The sequence below is a fragment of the Arthrobacter rhizophilus genome (assembly GCF_026241105.1).
Lineage (GTDB): Bacteria > Actinomycetota > Actinomycetes > Actinomycetales > Micrococcaceae > Arthrobacter.
This window is the reverse complement of record NZ_JAPFFT010000020.1, coordinates 71,818-90,663: the sequence shown is the minus strand read 5'-3', so window position 1 is coordinate 90,663 and position 18,846 is coordinate 71,818. Positions and strand designations below refer to the sequence as shown.

Sequence of the window (18,846 nt, the reverse complement as noted above, 5' to 3'; positions counted from 1 at the left end):
CCGGCCCACCCCCGGAAGCCTGGATCAATCAACCAACCCAAACCAACGAACTGTCACAGACAGCTTGATAAATTCCGAATTCGGGTGTCGTGAGGCTCTTTAGGTGACGCGAAGTAGATCCCGCGTCCCCAGCGCGCTGCTTGGGTCAGCGTCACCCGCCGTAACCTTCGAAATATCCTGGCCGGGGGCGGTGTTGGCGAAAATATGACAACAATCGGAATCATCGGTGCAGGACACATTGGCAGCCAGGTCGCCCGCAAAGCGGTAGAGCTTGGGTATGACGTAGTGATCAGCAACTCGCGGGGGCCGGAGACCCTCGCGGAACTGGTGGCAGAGCTCGGCGCGCATGCCCGGGCCGCAACACCGGCCGAGGCAGCAGCGGAGGGCGATTTCGCCGTCGTCACCGTGCCCCTCAGGAGCTACCATGACATTCCCGTGAAGCCCCTCGAGGGCAAGATTGTGATCGACACGAACAATTACTACTGGGAGCGGGACGGCCGCATCCCGGAGCTGGACACGGGCGAGGCCACCACGTCCGGGCTGCTGCAAAAGCACCTGCCCACGTCCAAGGTGGCCAAAGGCTTCAACCACATCATGGCGAAGGAGATCACCGCCGACGGCACCCCGGCGGGCACCGAGAACCGGCGCGCGCTGGCCACCGCGAGCGACTACCCCGAGGCCGCCGAACTCGTGGCGAAGCTCTACGACGAGTTCGGCTTCGACACCGTGAATATCGGGATGCTTGACGAGAGCTGGCGCGCGGAGCGTGACCGCCCGGCCTACGTGATTCGGCAGAACGCGGCCGAACTCAAGGACAACCTGGCCAAGGCAACACGCACCATCTGAGGCAGCTCCAAACAACATAGCAGCCGCTTGCCTCCGAAAGGCAAGCGGCTGCTATGTATTTTAGCTTCGAAGGGAGCGGATCCGTCAGGGTGCCGGAGCGGGATCGACGACGGCGAATCCAGCCAACGCGGCCGCCTTGCGGACATACGCCAAGTTCGACGCCGTCCGTTCCTCCAAAGGAAGCTCGGTGGAAAAGTCCTCCAGGGTGACCCAGGAGTCGTATCCAACCTCTGCGAGTGCCCGGAAGTAGCCAAGGACGCTTCCCTGCCCCTCGGCCAAGGGAGCCCATTCGTTGACCCACACAGCCGCGCCGGATTCGTCCTTCGAGTCGGTGCGTACCCAGCGGGCGTTCTTCACGTGGACATGTGCCAAGTAGGGGCCAAGGAGCTGGAGTGCAGGCAGCGGTGATTCCCAGCCCTCGATCAGCAAGTTGCCAAGGTCATGGATGACGCCAACATGCTGGGGATCCAGCCCTTCCAGCAATCGCCGGGCCGACGAGGCCGAGGCCGTCACCGTTCCATGGTGCAGTTCCACGAGCGCCTTGACACCGTAGTGTGCAGCGCGGTCGGCAACCCACTCGTAGTGTTCCCGCGTAGCTTGGAAGAGCTCCGGGTAGGACAGGCCGGTGGGTTCCTGGCCACCCATGTTGGAGTTGCCCAGCGGCAAAACGTTCACGCGGACTTGCTTGGCACCCAAAGTAGCAGTGGCAGCGAGGACACGATCGACGTCGTCGTGGTTATCGCAGCGGGCGTAGCCGCCGAGACCGGAGAATTCGAGCCCCGACGCCGCGGTGAGCCGGGCAATCTCAGGGATCGAGTCCTCCAAACCCGTCATGGGCCAAGTGGCACGGTTCCCCGCCCAGAAGCCTGGTTCCGCTGCCTCCGCCTGATCGGTAACCCGCCATTCGATGCCGTCCCATCCCTGGGCAGCAAGCTTCGTTGCGGCTTCCTGCGGGGACCATTCGGGCGTGGAGGCGGTGAACACGGAAAACTTCATGCCGAAACCCCCTGCCGGTGGTCAGCGCCGGCGTTGCCGGTGCGGACCTCCACGCTGTTGTACTTTCCAGCAATGACATCGGCGATCAGCACGGGCTGGCCCAGGGTGGAAGAGACATACAGAGCACGCACCGTGGCCAATGCTGTCACGGCGTCCTGGACGGTAACCCCTGCGGGGCGGCCTGCGCGGATCGCTGCAACGATGTCGCGGTACTGGCGGACATGTCCAGCCGGGTAGACGGTTGGGTCCAGTGCTTCCACTTTGTCGTCCGGGTATTTGGCGAGTTCGACGGCGGCCTGGTTCCCGCCGCCGAGGATGCCCATGGCGCTGCTTTCCGCTGGATCAGCTGCGTCGGAGGCGTGGAAATACGCGAGATCGTCGTTGTCGATCACCGCGGAACCCTTGCTTCCCATGACCTGCAAGCGAACTGTCAGGCCCGGGTACGCCGCCGTCGTGGCGTGCAGTACGGCAAGGGCGCCTGACTCAAACGTCAGGGTGGCTACAGCGGTGTCCTCTACCTCAACGCCTTCGTGTGCCAGCAGCGCAGTTTTAGCGCTGATCTCGACGGGCCGGCCAAGGAACCACAAGAGCAGATCCACCGTGTGGACGCCTTGGTTCATGATGGCTCCACCGCCGTCCATGGCCCAGGTTCCGCGCCAGGCGCCGGAATCGTAATAGCCCTGGCTCCGCCACCAGCTGACCGAAGCGACGGCGGAAGTCAGCGTGCCGAAGCGTCCGGCACGGCGGGCCTCGTCCACCACCCGGCTGGCCGGATCGAAGCGGTGCTGGCTGATCACAGTGGCGACCAACCCCTTGGCCTCGGCAGCCTTGGCCGCGACCAGGATTTCGTCCGCCCGGCTCAAGTCGACGTCAAGGGGTTTTTCGATCACGACGTGCTTGCCGGCGTCGAGCGCTTCCAGCGCTTGCTGGATGTGGAGCCCGCTGGGCGTCGCGACGATGACCAAGTCCACGGGGGCAGCGGCGATCGCCTCGGCCAGCGTCAGGAAAACCGCCGGCTTCGGGGCACCCTGGTCTTCGATCTTAGCGGCGAGCGCCTCGGAAGCCTCTGCAATCTCATCCACAAGTGCCGTGATGACGACCTCCGGAAACTCCCGGATCGCAGCCGCGTGCGTGCGGCCGATGACTCCGCATCCCACGATTGCGGCCCGGATCTCCGCGCCAGATGCGCCGCTGCCGCTGGGGCTCAAGTTTTCCTCAGTCACTTAGTTTCCACTCCTGCTTCATTGAGAACCTTCGCGAATGCCCTCGCGGCGATGCCAAACGCCGTCGGGCCGGAGAAACCGCCCAATCCGTGGGCACCGGCCAAGTGCGGTTCGAGGCTGGCGAAGCCGGTGTAGCCGTCGGCCTTCAGTGCCTCCACGGTGCGGAGGACATCGCCGTCGCCCTCGCCGGCCGGGACCACCGTGGCGTTCGAAAACAGCGCGTCCTTGACCTGCAGGTATTCAAGGTGCGGACGCAGCTTGGCGTAGCCCTCGTCGAAGGGCTTGACGCCCACCTGGACGAAGTTGGCCGCATCCCAAGCGAGTTTCAGTGCCGGCGAATCCACGGATTCGATGATGTCCAGGATCCGCTCCGGGATGTCACCGAAGATGTCCTTCTCGTTTTCGTGCAACAGGACGACGCCGGACTCTTCAGCCACTTCCGCGAGGGCACGCATGCGTTCGATAACGTCATCCCGGATGCTCTCAACCGCCACGTCCTCGCCGTAGAAGAAGGAGAAGATCCGGATGTAGCGGGATCCCAGGACTTGTGCGGCGTTGACAGCCCTGCGGAGGCGTTCCACCTCGTGTTCCACGGGAAGGGAAACGTCCACCTTCCCGATCGGCGAGGCGATCGCGGAAACCTTCATGTCCGCGGCATCCAACAAGGACTTCAATTCACCAAGCTGCGCGTTGTCCAGATCCACGATGTTGGTGCCCCAGGCACTGCGGACTTCAATGTGGTTGGCTCCCAGTGCCTGCATCACGGCAATCTGGATCTTGGGGTCGTCGTCGATCTCGTCACCGAAGCCCGAGAGCTCCCATTCAACAGCTGGCGTGCTCATAACTACTTGACTCCTCCGGCGGTCAGGCCGCCCACTAGGTAACGCTGGAAAATCAGGTACAGGATGACCACCGGGGCAGCACACACGAGGGAAGCCGCCATCATCTGGCCGTAGAAGGGAATCGCGCCGCCTTCTTGCGAGGCACCGAAGACCTGGAGCGCGACGGCGGCCGTCTGGCTTTCGGGCCGCGTCATGACTGAGGCGAACAGGACGTCGTTCCAGCCGAGCAGGAACGCGAAAATACCGGAAACAACGACGCCGGGCCAGCTCAGCGGGAGGATGATCCGGACCAGCACGCCGAGGTTACTGGCGCCGTCGATCCTTGCAGCTTCTTCGAGTTCGCGCGGCAGGCCGCGCAGATAGGTGACCATCACCCAGGTGGAGAACGGCATTGCGAACGTCAGGTAGGTCACGAACAGGCCCCACTGGGTACCGATCACCTGGATGCCAAGGTAGCTGGCGGCCGACGAGAACAGCACGAATACCGGAAGCACCATGAGGGTACCAGGCACTGATTGAAGTGCCAGGAGCCCACGAAGGATCGTCAGGCGGCCGCGGAACTGGTAGCGGACCAGGACGTACGCGGTGGCGATCGACATCAGCGCGGAGACCACGGCGGTGGAACCGGCAACGAGCACGCTGTTGGCCAGGCCGGTGGCCAGTCCAACGCTCGTCCAGATCTTGGTGTAGTTCTCGAAGGAGAACGTGGACGGGAGGAACTCGCCACGGGCCACGCCGATGTCCGAGTTGACGGATGCCAGGAAGATGTAGGCCACCGGAATGAGCACCAGGGCACACAGCAGGGTCAGGATGATGGCAAGCATGGGTCCTGGCATGAGCCGGGTGACTTCGTGCTGACGTTTGGAGCCCGGGCGGAAGTCTTCGCCTGAACGGCGTCCGACGGCGGTAGTTGCGGTGCTCACTTCTTGCCTCCGGGGGTTTCGGAGTCGTCGAGTTTGACGGCCCGCAGATAGACGAACAAGGGGATCGCGATCAGGATCAGCGAAATGAACGCCATGGCCGCGCTGAGCCCGAACCTGAAGCTCTGGAAGCTGGTGACGTAGGTGAGGATCGGGAGGAGCTCGACGTCGGACGGGGCGGGCACCCCGAAGAGGACGAACGGCAAGGTGAAGTTGTTGATGTGGTGCAGCATGCCGATCAGGAACGCCAAGGCGAGCGGGCCCTTCAGGTAGGGGAAGACCACATAGCGGAGCTTGTTCCACCACAGTGCACCGTCCAGGGCCGAAGCCTCGTGGACCTCATGGTCCACGGACTGCAGTCCGGACAATGCCAGCAAGTAGACGAACGGCCACGATGCCCAGATCTGGACCAGGATCAAGGTCCAGAATGACTGCGGCCCGTTGAGCCAGAGTCCGGGGTCGATACCCACGGAATGCAACGCCGAGTCGATGACGCTGCCCGGCTGGAACATGGTCCGCCACACCGTGGCCACCACGAAGGACGGCAGGACATAAGGGATCAGGAAGATGGAACGGATCACCGCGCGGCCCTTGAATGCGTTCTGGGTCGCGACGGCGCCGGCGATACCCAGCGGGATAGTGACCACCATGGCGAGCAGCGAGTAGCTGACGCTGAGCCAGATGGCGTGCAGCAAAGGTGATGCGGTCAGTGCTTCGACGAAGTTCTGCACTCCGATGAATGGAGCGCTGACCCACTTGCGCAGCGAATACTGGTCCAGGTCCAGCCCCGACATGAAGATGCCCAGCAGGAGCGGCACTACGATGATGATCACCATCAGCAGGCCGCCGGGAATCAGCATCCACAAGGGGCGATTGCGCTCGCTCAGCCCCTTGCGGCGCCGCGGCGCGTTTTCAGGCGACTGCGGGCCCGGCTTGGCAGCATGGGACGATTTGCGGCGCGATGCCTTGCCCGCAGTCAATGAATCGGTGGACATGTCAGTTCCTACTTACTTCGAAGCCCGGTCAAGTGAGGCCTGGCCCTTGGTTTGTGCGTCCTTGAGGCGGGCCTGCAGGCTCGAATCGTCCACGGAACCCTTGGAGAGATCGGGGATCGACTGGACCACCACGTTGAGGAGAGCCAGCTGGATGTCGCCCCAAGCGCCGGTGAACGGCGTGGCCTTGGACTTTGCAGCGGTGTCGGCAACCGGTTTCAGTGCCGGGTTGTCTAGCGACTTCAGCGCCTCGGCGTTGGCCGGCAGATCTCCGAAGATCTTCTGGAAATTCAACTGCTCATCCTTGGACGTGATGAGGTTGATGTAAGCGAAGGCCAGGTCCTTTTGCTTCGAGTAGTCGGCAACAACCACGTTGTCACCGGACAGGATGCTGGCCGCGTTCGCGGCGTCCCCCTGCGGAGACGTCTGGCCGGGTGCTGTCGTCGGCATTGTTGCGTAGGCATACTTACCTGCAACAGCGGACTTCTCGAGCGTCGGGAGGGAGCTCGACGTCGTCATCAGCAAGTAGCCAGCCTTGCCTGAGGCAAAAGCGGCAACGGCGTTGCTGTTGCTCCACCCAATGGAAGCCGGGTCAACTACCTTGTCCTTGGTAAGCCAACCAAAGTAGGTGTCATAGGCCTTCTTCACGGTCGGATCGTCAAGCTTCAGCGTCTTCCCGTCCACCAGCGGGTTGCCTGCCTGCACGGACATGGCCCAGATGAACTTCCAGGGGTCAAAGTTGTCCTTGTACCCGGTGGCCAGGCCAAACGTGCCGGTGGTCGGGTTGGTCATCTTCTTGGCCTGTGCTGCGAGCTCATCCCAGCTGGACGCGGGCTTGTCGATCCCCGCCGCGGCCAGGATGTCCTTGTTGTAGGCCATCACGAACGGCCGGCTGACAAAGGGAATGCCCGCCTGGTGCTGGGCGTCGGGGCCCGAGATGCCCAGGGCTGCCTGGTTGAACTTGTCCTTGCCGCCCAACTTCTTCCAGTCGTCGTCGGAGAGGGTCACGAAGGCCTTGGTCGCGTACGCAGTGGGGGTGAAAGTGGTACCGAGGCTGTACACATCGGGACCCTGCCCGGAGACGACGGATGTCTGGATGCGGGTCAGTTCATCGTTGGCGGAAGCGAACGTTTCGAACTCGACGTCGGCACCGGTCTGGGCCTTGAACTTGGCGGCAATGTCGGTGAACCACTGCTTTTGTTGAGCAGAGTACTGGGCGTTGACACCTGTCAGGACGCTTAGCTTCTTCCCCTTGCCGTCAACGGGGCCAGCACTGCCCCCGGAGCTGCTGTTCCCGCCTCCGCAGGCGGTCAAAGCTAGGGCTGCTGTTAGGGCAACGGCGGCAAATTTGGCGGACGATGCAAACTTCATTGTTTTCCTCCCTGGAAACCCGATGACCTCATGGCGTGGTGCGCGTCACATCGAGTGATTGCTCCGAGTCTAGGCATACGCAATAGGGATGACAAGCGATTGCCAAAAATTGTCATCGGTGCTGCAATTGTGGGACAAGTCACTCATTGTTGAGGGGCAGCGGCAGATGAGGAATACCCAGACCATGCCAGAACTAGAGCTCCAGTCACCGGGCAAGCAGCCCACTATCCGCGACGTCGCCGAGCTTGCAGGAGTGGCAACGTCCACCGTCTCGCGGGCCCTGACCAATCCCGGGAGAGTGAACCATGTGACGCGGGAGCGTATCGAAGAAGCAGCCGCGCAATTGAACTACATACCAAGTTCCCAGGCCCGCGGACTGAGCTCAGGACGCACGCAAACCGTCGCCGTCCTAGTCCCGGACATCACCAACCCGTTCTACTTCGACATCATCCGCGGTACGCAGCACCAATTGAAGGCTGCCGGCTACACGCAACTGCTTGTGGACACCGAGGAATCAGCGGATATGGAGGCAGATGCCTTGCAGAAAATGCGCCGCTCAGCCGATGGTTTCATCCTTGCCGCGTCCCGCCTGACGGACGAACAGCTAACTGAGGCAGCGGCGCAGCAGCCCCTGGTCACCATCAACCGGGCCCCCGCAATTGCGCCCACCGTGGTGATCGATACGCCGTCGGCCATCATCCAGGCGCTGGAACACCTGGTCTCGCTGGGCCACACGAAGATTTGCTTCGTCGGAGGCCCGGCCACCTCTTGGTCCAATGCCAAGCGGTGGCAGGCATTCCAGGTTGAGACCAAGGAACGGGAATTGACCACATCCAGCGTGGGGCCGTTCGCCCCCAAGACGACGTCTGGCGCAGCTGCCGCGGACGCTGCCGTGCACACGGGAGCCACGGCATGCATCGTCTTCAATGACCTGCTGGCCATCGGCATGCTGCAGCGGCTGCGCGAACGCGGCATCCGCGTGCCCGAGGACATGAGCATTGTGGGTTGCGACGACATCTTCGGAGCCGATTTCTGCAACCCTCCACTGACCACCATGGCTTCCCCTATTGAACAAGCTGGGCGCGTAGCCGTCTCGATGCTCCTTTCCCGGCTGAATCCACAGTACGGCGGCACCAGCCGGCGCCTGGCCGTCATGCCCACGCACCTCACTGTCCGGGCGTCGACGGGGGCCGCACCGGCGCACTAAATGGGCCAGAGCTTCCCAAGTAACTCGCAATAGATGTCGCTTTGGGCCCTCATAACGACATCTATTGCCAGTCAGTTGGGTGGGTACCGGCACTCCGCGGTACAACACATTGGGTGACACAGTTGAGTGTTTCGAGCACTCATTACTAGTGTTGGGGACATGCGCACACTCCAGGCCACGATCATTGCGGAAATGGGCGTCCAGCCCCGGATCGACCCTGCCGGGGAGGTCCGCAAACGCGTCACATTCCTGAAGGAATACCTCAAGGCCACGCACACCAAGGGCTTCGTCTTGGGCATCTCCGGCGGGCTGGATTCTTCCCTCGCCGGGCGACTCGCACAGCTGGCCGTCGAGGAACTCGAAGCCGAGGGCGTCGAGGCAAACTTCGTGGCGGTCCGGCTCCCCTACGGCGCCCAGCATGATGAAGACGACGCCCAAGCCGCGCTGGACTTTATCCAGGCCAAGACAGAATGGACGTTCAACATCTCCCGGGCAGTGGACGGCTTCGAGGACGAGTTCGAAAAGACCACGGGCGCTCGCATCTCTGACTTCCACAAGGGAAACACCAAGGCCCGGGCCCGCATGACCGCCCAGTACGCCCTCGCCGGCGAGCACAATTACTTGGTGATCGGCACGGACCACGGAGCTGAATCCGTCACCGGGTTCTTCACCAAGTTCGGCGACGGCGGCGCGGACATCCTGCCGCTCTTCGGCCTCAACAAGCGGCAGAACCGTGCACTGCTCGCGGAACTGGGCGCCCCATCCCGCATTTGGGACAAGGTCCCCACCGCCGATCTCCTGGACGGCAAACCGGGCCGCACCGACGAGGACGAGCTCGGCATCAAGTACGACCAGATCGACAACTACCTTGAAGGCCGGGAGGTCCCTGACGAGGTGGCTGAGTCCATCGAGCAGAAGTACCTGCGCACCCGGCACAAGCGGACGGTTCCGGTCACTATTTTCGATACCTGGTGGAAGTAGCAGTCGCCTTAATCGGGGCCACGCCGTCACGCTGAGCGACTTTTTGCAGCGCACGACGGCGGTCTGCCGCGCCGTGACGGGGGCGCCGCCGTCGTAATCCCGCAAAAGTGTGCCTGGCGTGACGGGCCGCACCCTGCCTATTCGCGTCCCACCGCCCCTTCCAAACCCTTGGATGTCCTAGTATATTGCAGGTGAGGCGGATCACACGGCCAGCTTGTCCCTGTTCCGCGCTGATCCCATACGCGCCGGCGAAAGGCAGACAATGACAGTCACCGACGACTTCCGCGCAGCCCGCGATCGGCTCCTTGAGCTGCGCACCGACTACTCCCAGGCACATGGCGAATTCCAGTGGCCCCGCTTCAGCGAGTTCAACTTCGCCCTCGACTGGTTCGACCAGATCGCAGCCAACCCAGGCATGGCCAACAAACCGGCGTTGGTCATCGTCGAACAGGACGGCAGTTCCACCCGCCGCAGCTTCGCGGAACTCTCAGCACGGTCCTCGCAGCTTGCCAACTGGCTCCGCGGCAAGGGTGTCCGCCGTGGCGACCGCATGATCATCATGCTTGGCAACCAAGTGGAGCTGTGGGAACTCATGCTCGCCGGGATCAAACTGGGCCTGGTCCTCATCCCGACCACAACTCTCATGGGCCCACGCGACATCACGGATCGCGTGGAGCGCGGCGGCGCCCGCTGGGCCGCCGTCGGGAGCGCCAACATCGCCAAATTCGCCGAAGTGCCCGGCGATTACACCCTGATCGAGGTGGGCGACGGCGGCCTGCACCCAGCCGCCTTCCAGTACTCCGAAGCCGATTCCGCCGAGACCGAGTTCACCCCGGACGCCCCCACCGCCGCCGACGAAACGATGCTCCTCTACTTCACGTCAGGCACCACGTCGCGAGCCAAACTGGTGGAGCACACCCACACGTCCTATCCAGTCGGCCACTTGTCCACCATGTATTGGATCGGCCTGGAACCCGGGGATGTCCACCTCAATGTGGCTTCTCCCGGTTGGGCCAAGCACGCGTGGTCCAACGTATTCACGCCGTGGATCGCCGAGGCCTGCGTCTTCGTCTACAACTACGATCGCTTCGACGCGAAAGCCCTCATGGAACAGATGGAGCGCGAAGGCGTCACGAGTTTCTGCGCCCCGCCCACGGTGTGGCGCATGCTCATCCAAGCGGACTTGACCCTGTTGAAAACCCCGCCCACCAAGGTGGTTTCGGCGGGCGAACCGCTCAACGCCGAGGTGATCGGGCAAGTGGAGAGGGCCTGGGGCCAGACCATCCGTGACGGCTTCGGCCAGACGGAATCGACCGTTCAGGTCGCCAACACCCCCGGGCAGCCGGTCAAGACCGGCTCCATGGGGCGCCCATTGCCCGGTTACGACGTGGTGCTCGTTGACCCGACCACCGGTGAAGAGGCCGACGACGGCGAGCTTTGCTTGCGCTTGGACCCTCGCCCCGTGGGCCTCATGAAGTCCTACTTCGGCGACCCTGAAAAGACGGCCGAGGCCTTCCGCGACGGCTATTACCACACGGGCGACATGGCCAGCCGGGACGGGAGCGGCGTTATCACCTACGTGGGCCGCGGCGACGATGTCTTCAAATCCTCCGACTACCGCCTGTCGCCTTTCGAACTCGAAAGCGTCCTGATCGAACATCCCGCAGTGGCGGAGGCCGCCGTCGTGCCTTCTCCTGATCCGGTCAAGCTCTCGGTACCCAAAGCGTTCGTGGTGCTCGCTGCCGGGTACGCGCCCGGGCCCGCTGTGGCGGAGGACATCCTCAGGTACTGCCGGCAGCATCTGGCTCCGTTCAAGCGCATCCGGCGGCTCGAATTCGGCGAGCTGCCCAAGACGATTTCCGGCAAGATCCGGCGTGTCGAACTTCGAGGCACGGAGGTGGCCCGCCACGGCGACGGTCCGCTGCCTGCCGGTCTGGGCGTCGAGTACTCCGAGGACGAGTTCCCGGGTCTGAAAGAATAGGCAGCCATCAACTAATGTCAGGAGGCACCGTGGGCAGCCCGCTCCCCCGCGACCCCATCGCGGACGCCCAGCGAAACTGGGAACGCCACGGCTGGGGCGAAGTCGCCGCGCCCATGGCGGCCATCACCGCGATCATGCGCACGCAGCAGATCCTGCTTGCCCGGATCGAGGGCGTGCTGAAGCCGTTCGGCCTGACCTTCGCACGCTACGAGCTTTTGGCACTGCTCAGCTTCGCCCGCAGCGGAGCGCTGCCCATGAACAAAGCCAGTGCGCTGCTCCAGGTGCATCCGACGTCGGTGACCAACGCCGTCGACCGCCTCGAAAAGGCAGCCCTCGTGGTCCGCTCCCCGCACCCCACTGACGGGCGCACCACGTTGATCGAGCTCACCGCTGAGGGCCGCACGCTCGCGAAGCGCGCGACGGCGGCCCTCAACAGTGAAGTGTTCGGCCAGTCCGGCTTCGGGGACGACGACGTCGAACACCTGATCCGTGTGCTGGGCGACTTCCGCAAGGCCGCCGGAGACTTCGCGGACTGACGAACTTTCAATCCATTGCTCCGTAAACGCCGTTTTGGGCTCTCAAAACGGCGTTTACTGAGCAATCGATGGGTGGGCCCACGCCGGCGAGGGCCCCGGCCTGAGCTTGCGAAGGCTGGGAGCCGGTGGGGACTAAAGGTGCTTGAACTCCGGCTGGCGCTTTTCGGTGAACGCCGCCATGCCTTCCTTCTGGTCCTCGGTGGCAAACAATGAGTGGAAAATCCGACGCTCAAACAGGACACCCTGGGACAGGCCGGTTTCGAAGGCCGCATTGACGGCCTCCTTGGCCACCATGGCAGCCGGCTTGGACTTGGAGGCGATCAACTCGGCAGCCTTCAGGGCCTCCTCCACAACGGAATCCACTGGCACTACGCGGGAAACGAGTCCCGCGCGCTCTGCTTCTTCGGCATCCATGAACCGCCCAGTGAGGATCATGTCCATCGCTTTCGCCTTACCCACGGCGCGGGTAAGCCGTTGCGAGCCGCCCATGCCAGGAATGACACCGAGGTTGATCTCCGGTTGCCCGAACTTCGCGTTGTCCCCGGCAATGATGAAATCGCACATCATGGCAAGTTCGCAGCCCCCACCCAGGGCAAAGCCTGACACTGCGGCAATCACGGGAATGCGCAGGCGCGTCAGGTTTTCCCAGCCGCGGAACCAGTCTGAGGCATACATTTCCATGTACCCCTTGGAGACCATCTCCTTGATGTCGGCGCCGGCCGCGAAGGCCTTCTCGGAGCCGGTGATCACCACGGCGCCAACCCCGGGGTCCGAATCCATGGTGGAAACGGCGGCCACCAGCTCATCCATGGTGGCCTGGTTCAACGCATTGAGTGCCTTGGGCCGGTTCAGGGTGACCAAGCCCACCCGACCACGGAGTTCCACCAGGATGTTTTCGTACTGCTGCGTCAAGCCGTGCCCCTTTTGTCGGTTGCTCACTTTTGCGTGTTGCCCACGTTTTGTCGGTTACCCGGAACTTACCGCCAAGGCTACTTGGCGGACTTGTCCCGGATGTCCGTGATGATGCCGGAGAAGTCGCGCCCAGCTCCGCCTTCGGCCGCGAAGGCATCGTAAATCTGCGATGCCAAGTGTCCCATCTGCCCGTCCACTCCGGTGCTTTCGAGCGCGTTGACCGCAAGCCGCAGATCCTTGGCCATGAGCGCTCCGGCGAATCCGGGCTGGTAGTCGCGGTTGGCCGGGCTGGTGGGAACCGGACCTGGAACGGGGCAGTTGGTGGTCAGGGCCCAGCATTGCCCGGAGGCGTTGGAGGCGACATCGAACAGCGCTTGGTGCGTCAGGCCCAACTTCTCGCCCAGGACGAATGCCTCGCTGACGGCAATCATCGAAACGCCCAGGATCATGTTGTTGCAGACCTTGGCGGCTTGCCCGGCTCCGTGGTCACCGCAATGCACGATTCGCCGGCCCATGAGTTCCAGGATCGGCTTCACGGTTTCGAAGTCCTCCGGCAGCGCACCCACCATGAAGGTCAGGGTTCCGGCTTCCGCCCCCACTACGCCCCCGGAAACCGGGGCATCCACGGAACGGTGTCCGGCTTCCAACGCAATGGCCGCAGCTTCCCGGGCCTCGTCGACGTTGATGGTGGAACAGTCCAGGAACAGCGTGTTCGGTGGGGCAACCGCGAGCAGGCCCGGCCTTCCGTCCAATCCGCGGTAGGCGTCCAGGACGTGCTTGCCACTGGGCAGCATGGTCAGGACCACGGAAGCTCCGGCAACGGCTTCCTCAGCGGAATCAACCGTGGAAATGCCGTGTTCACGGGCGGCCTCGAGCGCTGCCGGCACCGGATCGTAGGCGACCACTTGATACCCGGCTTTGACAAGATTCACGGCCATCGGGCCGCCCATGTGGCCGAGGCCGAGGAAAGCGATGGTGCCGGAAGCGGCGTTTTCAGACATGGCGGGACTCCTTTGAATGAAGTTTGAGTTCACGGTCGCCGAGTGGCGCGAAGAAGCCGTCGACGGCGGACTGCGACACCTCGGCCAGGGAAGCCGGCTTCCATTGTGGGTTGCGGTCCTTGTCCACCACCTGGGCGCGAATCCCCTCCCGGAAATCCGGCCCGATCAGGCACCGCATACCGACGCGGTATTCCTGTTCCAAGGCCTCCTCCAGCGAGAGTTCCCGGACGCGTCGCAACGATTCCAGGGTGACTTTCACGGCTGTGGGCGACTTCGCCTCGATCGTGTCCGCGGCCTCAGCGGCTTCCCCTCCGGCCGCGCGCAGCCTGCCAACGATTTCCTCGGCGTCGTCCGAGGCATAGGCGGCGTCGATCCAGTCACTCTGGCCAGACAGTGCCGAGGCTGGCGGCTCCTGCACAAAGCGCTCGACGGCGGCCTCCGCCGTCGAGCTTTCCAGCGCTTCCGCCAGCGCGGGCAGGCTCTCGGACTGCACGAAATGGTCCGCGAGCCCCAGGAACAGGGCATCGGCCCCGCTCAAGTGGGCACCCGTGAGCGCTGCGTGGGTGCCTGACTCTCCCGGCGAGCGGGACAGCAGAAGGGTCCCGCCGACGTCGGGCACAAAACCGATAGTGGTTTCCGGCATGCCGGTACGGGTCCGCTCGGTGACCACACGGACGGAGCCGTGGGCGGAGATCCCGACGCCGCCTCCGAGGACCAGCCCGTCCATGAAGGCCACGTAGGGCTTCGGGTACCGGGCAATGAGAGAGTTCAAGCGGTACTCCGCAGCCCAGAAGTCCGCGGTCTGGTCCCCGTGGCGCAGCATGTCGTCGTAGATCGCCACGATGTCTCCACCCGCGCACAACCCGCGGTCTCCGGCGCCGTGCACCAAAACCGTCTTGATGGCGTCGTCGGCCGCGCATGCGGTGAGTTGCTCCAACATGGCGTGAACCATCCCGGCCGTGAGGGCGTTGACGGCCTGGGGACGGTTCAAGGTAACGACGCCGAGGTGGCCCCGCTTCTCGAACAGAACCTCCGCCACTAGCTGCCGGCCGGCATCACGAAGCTGGCGCCCTGGCGGATGCCGGAGGGCCAACGGGTGGTGACCGTCTTGGTCTTGGTGTAGAAGCGGAAGGCGTCCGCGCCGTGCTGGTTGAGGTCGCCAAAGCCGGATGCCTTCCAACCGCCGAAGGTGTAGTAGGCAATCGGAACGGGAATGGGGACGTTGATGCCCACCATGCCCACTTCGACGCGGCTGGCGAAGTCACGTGCGGCGTCGCCGTCGCGGGTGAAGATCGCGACGCCGTTGCCGAACTCGTGCTCGGAGCAGAGCCGCAGCGCTTCTTCGTAGTCGGACGCGCGGAGGACGCTCAGGACTGGGCCGAAGATCTCCTCCTTGTAGATGGACATGTCCTTAGTGACGTTGTCGAAGAGGGTCGGGCCAACCCAGAAACCTTGCGGGTACCCTTCGACTGTGAGGCCGCGCCCATCCGTGACAAGCGTGGCGCCTTGGTCGACGCCGGCCTGGATGTAGCCCTCGATCCGCTCCTTCGCCGAGGCGGCCACTACCGGGCCGAAGTCCGAATCCTTGGCCAGGCTCGGGCCCACCTTCAGGCCCTTGATGCGGTCCTGCAACTTGGAGACGAGCTGATCCGCGGTTTCCTGTCCAACCGGCACTGCAACGGAAATGGCCATGCAACGCTCACCGGCCGAGCCGAAGCCTGCGCCGATGAGGGCGTCCGCGGCCATGTCCAGATCGGCGTCGGGCATGATCACCATGTGGTTCTTGGCCCCGCCGAAGCACTGGGCGCGCTTGCCGTGGGCCGCCGCCGTAGCGTAAATGTACTGGGCTATCGGCGTGGATCCGACAAAGCCGATGGCCTTCACCCGCGGGTCCTCGAGGAGGGCGTCCACCGCTTCCTTGTCGCCGTTGATGACGTTGAAGACGCCGTTCGGCAATCCGGCCTCGGTGAAGAGCTCGGCCAGGCGCAGTGGCACCGAGGGGTCGCGCTCCGAAGGCTTGAGGATGAAGGCGTTGCCGGCCGCCAGGGCGGGGCCGGACTTCCAGAGCGGAATCATGGCCGGGAAGTTGAAGGGCGTGATGCCCGCGACGACGCCGAGCGGTTGGCGGAGGGAATGGACGTCAATCCCGGTTCCGGCGTTGTCCGAGAATTCACCCTTGAGGAGGTGCGGCGCACCGGCGGCGAACTCCACCACCTCGATGCCACGCTGGATGTCGCCCTTGGCATCGGGGAAGGTCTTGCCGTGCTCAGAAGAGAGAAGCGTAGCGAGCTCGTCCATGTGTTCGTTGACCAAGTCCACGAACTTCAGCAGGATCCGGCCGCGGCGTTGCGGGTTCATGGCAGCCCATTCGAGCTGGCCTTTCTCCGCGTTGGCGATCGCGTTCCTGACCTCATCAGCGCTGGCCAAGGGAAGCTTTGCCTGAACTTCGCCCGTGCAAGGATCGTAGACATCGCTGAACCGTCCGGAGGTCCCGTCGATCCTCTGGCCGTCAATGTAGTGGGAAAGTTCGCGCACCATGGAATGCTCCTTTGCATATGGGGAATGCTCGCCATCGGCCTCGAAGGCACATGTCCAACTGTGCTCCGGGACGTCTTTGATCCCGAATATACTCGGACTTCCTACTAATTTCTAGAGGACTCCAGCTGCCACCCTCAACTCCGGACCACCTTTGGGAACGCCCGACGCCGGAACTCGGGTTTTGCTCGGATGTTCGGGCGCAAAGGTGGTAGCTAGTGGTGGCCAGCCTCAACGAGCGAGGGTGCTGTAGGCATCCAGTGCCTCCTGGCGCGAGGCTTTGAGGTCCACCACAGGCCCTGGATAGGCCGGGGTGCCCAACTCCGGGATCCACTGGCGAACGTAGCCACCTTGGGGATCGAATTTCGCGGCCTGGGTCTCCGGATTGAAGATCCTGAAGAACGGCGAGGCATCCGCGCCCGAACCGGCAACCCACTGCCAGTTCGCGGGATTCGAGGCAGGATCGGCATCCACTAACGTGTCCCAAAACCATTGCTCGCCCAGTTGCCAATGGATGCCAAAGTTCTTCACCAGAAGGCTCGCGGAAACCATCCGAACGCGGTTGTGCATCCACCCCGTGTGCCACAATTGCCGCTGTCCGGCGTCCACCAAGGGGAAGCCGGTGCGGCCTTCCTGCCATGCGCGCAGGAGGTCGGCAGCGTCCTGGCCGGCGCCGCCGTCTTCGAGGCTCCGGCCGGCGGAGCCCTGGGAGGCGGGCCACGCCCACGGGTAGTGGTCGAACCGCGTCCGCAGGTTGGCGGTTGCCAGGTCCGGGTGGTGGAAGTATTGGTGCCAGCAGAATTCACGCCACCCAAGTTCCGAGGCGAAGACAGCCGCAGCGTCGCCGATTTCCCGACGCCGGCGCTGCTGGGCATGCCACACCTCGAACGGGCTGAGTTGGCCCCAGCGCAGGAACGGTGACAACCTGCTGCTGCCCGGCAGGTCCGGACGGTCGCGATTCACCGAATAGTCCGCCAGCCCGTCTTCCACGAAGTCATCGAGGAACTCGTGCGCTTGGGCCGAACCCGGCTGCCAGGCTTCAGACAATCCTGCAGACCAATCGGGGTTCCGCGGCAACAATCCCCAATAGTCCAGTTCCTCCCGCTCCGGTAGCCGGCCGGAAAAACCGCGGCCTGGCTCCGGAGCGTCCAACGGCTCGCGGAAATCCAACCCTGACACTGTCCGCCAGAAAGGCTTGAATACCTTGAAGGGTCCGCCTTGTTTAGTGGTGACGGCCCACGGTTCGTGCAGCAAGGAGGCCTGGAAACTCTCCGCGTGCATCCCGGACTCGTGTGCCCAAGCCTTGAGGCCGGCGTCGAGCGTTCGCTCTGCTTCGCCGTAGCGGCGGTTCCAGTACAGCGCACCGGAACCGATCGCCGTCGCGGTTTCCTTGATGATTTCCGCTGCGGGTCCGCGGCGCAGCAAGAGCGGGACACCCAGGGCGGCGAGGTCCTCGCGAAGGGCGAGCAGCGAATGGTGCAGCCACCAGCGGGAAGCGCCTCCCAGCGGCCTGATGCCCGGCGATTCCTCGTCGAAGACGTAGATCGCGACGGCGGCGCCGTCGTCGGCTGCCGCCCGCAGCGCCGGGTTGTCAGCGACGCGCAGATCGTCCCGGAACCACACAAGTGCCGGCTTCACTAATCCCCCTCGAATTTGGTGCAAAGATCGTGCCCCCTAGGACGAATCCTAAGGGGCACAATCCGGGCAGGTTTACTTCGGCATCAGCACGCTATCAACCAGGTACACCGTGGCGTTGGCGGTGTGGACGCCACCGCAAATCACGGCGGATCCTCCGTCAACCTTGAGGGCATCCTTGGTGCCGGTGACGGTCACCGAGCCGCCTTCAACCGTCTTGTGGGTGCCCACGATCTGGTCCGGGGTCAGCTGGCCGGGGACTACGTGGTAGGTCAGGATCTTGCTCAGGAGAGCGTCGTCGGTCTTGAGGGTCTCGATCGTGGCGGCGGGGATCTTGGCAAACGCGCTGTCCACAGGAGCGAAGACAGTGAACTGGCTGCCGTTAAGCGTGTCCACCAGGTTCACCTTGGGGTTCAGCTTGCCGGACACAGCGGCCGTGAGGGTCTTGAGCAACGGGTTGTTGGAAGCGGCCACGGCTACGGGGTCGAGAGCCATGCCGGCAACGGAACCTGCACCGCTGGGAACCTGGGAAGCGTAGCCTGCACAGCCCGGGCCGACTAGGTCTTTGGTCGGGTCCATCGCGGCGCTTGCCGAAGCGGAGGGGGTCGACTTCATGGTGGACGAGGAGCTCGGAGCGGCCGACGACGGGCTCGCCGTGGAAGCGGAGCCGCCACAAGCAGTGAGGCCCAACAGGGCGGTAGCGGCGAGGCCGACGATCGCAAAAGACGTGCGCTTTGTAGAAAGCATGACATTTCTCCTTCAAACGGACTGACATTCGGTGCCGGTTGATCCGGCGTGAAAGCACTTCACCTTTGCGGCTAAGTCCTTATGCCAGCTATTCGGAGGTGTGGGCTGCAGGGATGGGTGG

At 63.7% G+C, this 18,846-nt stretch carries 17 protein-coding genes; 5 read left to right on the top strand and 12 right to left on the bottom strand.

Translation table 11 applies throughout. The features are described from left to right. Positions 1-204: 204 nt before the first annotated feature. Entirely contained in the window at positions 205-846 is a 642-nt protein-coding gene (locus tag OOZ51_RS16380) for an NADPH-dependent F420 reductase (protein WP_265980831.1), read from the top strand. Positions 847-930: 84 nt separating this feature from the next. Here the strand turns inward: OOZ51_RS16380 and OOZ51_RS16375 are convergent, their stop codons facing one another. From OOZ51_RS16375 to OOZ51_RS16350, 6 genes are all read right to left on the bottom strand, one after another. Then, the gene (locus OOZ51_RS16375) at positions 931-1,842 is read right to left on the bottom strand and encodes a sugar phosphate isomerase/epimerase family protein (RefSeq protein WP_265980830.1); all 912 of its coding nucleotides are present in this window, start codon (positions 1,840-1,842) and stop codon (positions 931-933) included. Beyond that, complete coding sequence (locus tag OOZ51_RS16370; RefSeq protein WP_265980829.1) at positions 1,839-3,065, bottom strand: Gfo/Idh/MocA family protein; 1,227 nt, start codon at positions 3,063-3,065, stop codon at positions 1,839-1,841. The genes OOZ51_RS16375 and OOZ51_RS16370 overlap by 4 nt, the downstream gene beginning before the upstream one ends. Next, entirely contained in the window at positions 3,062-3,907 is an 846-nt protein-coding gene (locus OOZ51_RS16365; RefSeq protein ID WP_265980828.1) for a sugar phosphate isomerase/epimerase family protein, read from the bottom strand. Before OOZ51_RS16365 ends, OOZ51_RS16370 begins: the two co-directional genes overlap by 4 nt. A 2-nt stretch (positions 3,908-3,909) precedes the next feature. Then, complete coding sequence (locus OOZ51_RS16360) at positions 3,910-4,743, bottom strand: carbohydrate ABC transporter permease (protein WP_416346399.1); 834 nt, start codon at positions 4,741-4,743, stop codon at positions 3,910-3,912. 83 nt (positions 4,744-4,826) lie between these two features. Next, positions 4,827-5,822, bottom strand: coding sequence for a carbohydrate ABC transporter permease (locus tag OOZ51_RS16355; RefSeq protein ID WP_265980826.1), 996 nt, complete (start codon positions 5,820-5,822; stop codon positions 4,827-4,829). Between the two features lie 12 nt (positions 5,823-5,834). Continuing rightward, positions 5,835-7,190, bottom strand: coding sequence for an ABC transporter substrate-binding protein (locus OOZ51_RS16350; RefSeq protein ID WP_265980825.1), 1,356 nt, complete (start codon positions 7,188-7,190; stop codon positions 5,835-5,837). A 184-nt stretch (positions 7,191-7,374) separates the two neighbouring features. Here OOZ51_RS16350 and OOZ51_RS16345 point away from each other — a divergent pair, with 184 nt between their 5' ends. The 4 genes from OOZ51_RS16345 to OOZ51_RS16330 all read left to right on the top strand — a co-directional run bounded on the left by OOZ51_RS16345 (position 7,375) and on the right by OOZ51_RS16330 (position 11,895). Beyond that, the gene (locus tag OOZ51_RS16345; RefSeq protein WP_265980824.1) at positions 7,375-8,397 is read left to right on the top strand and encodes a LacI family DNA-binding transcriptional regulator; all 1,023 of its coding nucleotides are present in this window, start codon (positions 7,375-7,377) and stop codon (positions 8,395-8,397) included. A gap of 159 nt (positions 8,398-8,556) precedes the next feature. Next, a complete protein-coding gene (gene nadE / locus OOZ51_RS16340) occupies positions 8,557-9,378 on the top strand; it encodes an NAD(+) synthase (protein ID WP_265980823.1) in 822 nt (273 codons plus the stop codon). A gap of 262 nt (positions 9,379-9,640) precedes the next feature. After that, positions 9,641-11,359 carry an AMP-binding protein gene (locus tag OOZ51_RS16335; RefSeq protein WP_265980822.1) on the top strand — a complete coding sequence of 573 codons (1,719 nt, stop codon included), beginning with the start codon at positions 9,641-9,643 and terminating at the stop codon, positions 11,357-11,359. A 29-nt stretch (positions 11,360-11,388) separates the two neighbouring features. Next, a complete protein-coding gene (locus OOZ51_RS16330) occupies positions 11,389-11,895 on the top strand; it encodes a MarR family winged helix-turn-helix transcriptional regulator (RefSeq protein ID WP_265980821.1) in 507 nt (168 codons plus the stop codon). A gap of 132 nt (positions 11,896-12,027) precedes the next feature. On the opposite strand, the gene OOZ51_RS16325 is transcribed toward OOZ51_RS16330, so the two are convergent. The 6 genes from OOZ51_RS16325 to OOZ51_RS16300 all read right to left on the bottom strand — a co-directional run bounded on the left by OOZ51_RS16325 (position 12,028) and on the right by OOZ51_RS16300 (position 18,725). After that, positions 12,028-12,807 (bottom strand): enoyl-CoA hydratase, encoded by a 780-nt coding sequence (locus OOZ51_RS16325; protein ID WP_265980820.1) that lies wholly within the window; start codon positions 12,805-12,807, stop codon positions 12,028-12,030. A gap of 77 nt (positions 12,808-12,884) precedes the next feature. Further along, complete coding sequence (gene mmsB, locus OOZ51_RS16320; RefSeq protein WP_265980819.1) at positions 12,885-13,808, bottom strand: 3-hydroxyisobutyrate dehydrogenase; 924 nt, start codon at positions 13,806-13,808, stop codon at positions 12,885-12,887. After that, positions 13,801-14,847 carry an enoyl-CoA hydratase/isomerase family protein gene (locus OOZ51_RS16315; RefSeq protein ID WP_265980818.1) on the bottom strand — a complete coding sequence of 349 codons (1,047 nt, stop codon included), beginning with the start codon at positions 14,845-14,847 and terminating at the stop codon, positions 13,801-13,803. Before OOZ51_RS16315 ends, mmsB begins: the two co-directional genes overlap by 8 nt. Next, positions 14,847-16,346 (bottom strand): CoA-acylating methylmalonate-semialdehyde dehydrogenase, encoded by a 1,500-nt coding sequence (locus OOZ51_RS16310; protein ID WP_265980817.1) that lies wholly within the window; start codon positions 16,344-16,346, stop codon positions 14,847-14,849. The genes OOZ51_RS16315 and OOZ51_RS16310 overlap by 1 nt, the downstream gene beginning before the upstream one ends. 228 nt (positions 16,347-16,574) lie before the next feature. Next, positions 16,575-17,981: a cryptochrome/photolyase family protein gene (locus OOZ51_RS16305; protein ID WP_265980816.1), complete on the bottom strand. Its 1,407-nt coding sequence runs from the start codon at positions 17,979-17,981 to the stop codon at positions 16,575-16,577. A gap of 72 nt (positions 17,982-18,053) precedes the next feature. Then, on the bottom strand, positions 18,054-18,725 hold the full coding sequence (locus OOZ51_RS16300; protein ID WP_265980815.1) for a fasciclin domain-containing protein: 672 nt from the start codon (positions 18,723-18,725) through the stop codon (positions 18,054-18,056). Positions 18,726-18,846 lie beyond the last annotated feature (121 nt).